The sequence below is a fragment of the Ruminococcus sporogenes genome (genome assembly GCF_054655175.1).
The window spans coordinates 1-1,505 of record NZ_BAAHOA010000019.1 but is presented as its reverse complement, the minus strand read 5'-3'; the positions used below and the strand labels follow the sequence as shown (position 1 = coordinate 1,505).

General features: G+C 41.6%; 1 pseudogene. It reads right to left on the bottom strand.

Features of this window, described 5'->3' with window-relative positions:
• Window positions 1-1,505 (bottom strand): annotated as a pseudogene (locus ACYQ0N_RS15195) (YncE family protein); the annotation flags it as partial.

Sequence of the window (1,505 nt, the reverse complement as noted above, 5' to 3'; positions counted from 1 at the left end):
TTCATGGATGAATCCAGGAGATTCCAGGAGTATGTATATTGCTGCATATTGGGGAGTTCTCCAAACAACGGTGTTGCATCAAAGGATATTACTACTGGAGCGATACCAGAGGTCATGGAGGGTATTATGCCCGTCTGCAGATATGGTATGGCATATTCGTCATAGGATACATTCATGAAGTATGGATGAGTCATTGGGTATGATGATGTAACGTTTGCCCATATCTGGTGGTTGGATTTTGCATAATCAGGAATGTTTGCGTACATTCCAACGAATTTTAAGCTGACTGGGCCGGTGGATAAAGATAGGGAGAACACAACATTTGACGGGTATGAAAGGCCAGTCTCATACTGCGTCACATACATGTTGCCATCAACAGGATTGAAGGCTAGCTGGATAGGAGCATTGCCAACGAATGTTTCATTAACAAGAGTGGTATTGTCTATAATTGCCACTGCACCACCTCCTTCAGCTACATAGACAAGATTGTTAACTGGGTTGTACTGAATACCGAAAGTCCCTCCGTATGTTGTCGATATGTTTGCAACAAGTAAATTATTGACAGGATTGAATATTGTTACATTATGTCCATAATAAATTCCTGTTCCAGTTCCTGTTGCATATACTAGCCCGTTAGATGGGTCAAGGATTATCTGTTCTGGGGTACTCCCCACATTGAAGTATGTTATCAATTTGCCTGTGGTTGCATTTAGAACTGCCACAGTGCCTGAATTAAACATATTAACGTAAAGTTCGTTATTCGCAGGTACATATGCAATACCTTCCGGGCCTGTACCTATTGATGTATAAGATGAGAGATCAAAGGTCTTAATCACAGTATTGTTGATAACGCTTATAACTGAAATGTTATCTGAGCCATAATTAGGTACGTAAAGTAACTGAACACTTGGATTATACCCCGGCCATTGTGGGCTTGAGCCTACAGTAATTGTTTTCTGAACGCTCATACTTGTCGTATTGATTACAAGAACGTTGTTATCTCCAAAATTAACAGCATATATGAACCCGTTAATATATGTCATGTTTGAGTAGTATGAATCAAATGAGCTGGGAACGCCACTTATGCTTCCCACAAATTGTGCCTGCACGTTTCCAATGGAAGGTGTGTAGACCAGTATCTGTCCAGGTTCTGCAATGTACCATAGTCCCGTCTGCTTCACAAAGAGAGCACTCTCCGGTTTTTCCTTTCCATATACAACAAAGCCTCCGTTAACACCGAGGGTTTGTGAACTTATTGAGAGTATGTTCGCGTTGGATTGGTAATTGTCGTTATTAGGCAAATATACGCCATTCTCGTAAACCTGGAGATATGATAGAGAGCCGCCGAAATTCATTTTGATTGAGTAGGGGGCTGATGAACCGGATATGTTCAAATAGGCTGTGAATGTGGTGTAATTTGCATAGGAATAGTGTGAGTTTGCAGTTAAGGAGACGTTAAGTGGTTGGGGCACCAGGAACTGGAAGTCGAAATCGAATGGGAGCGC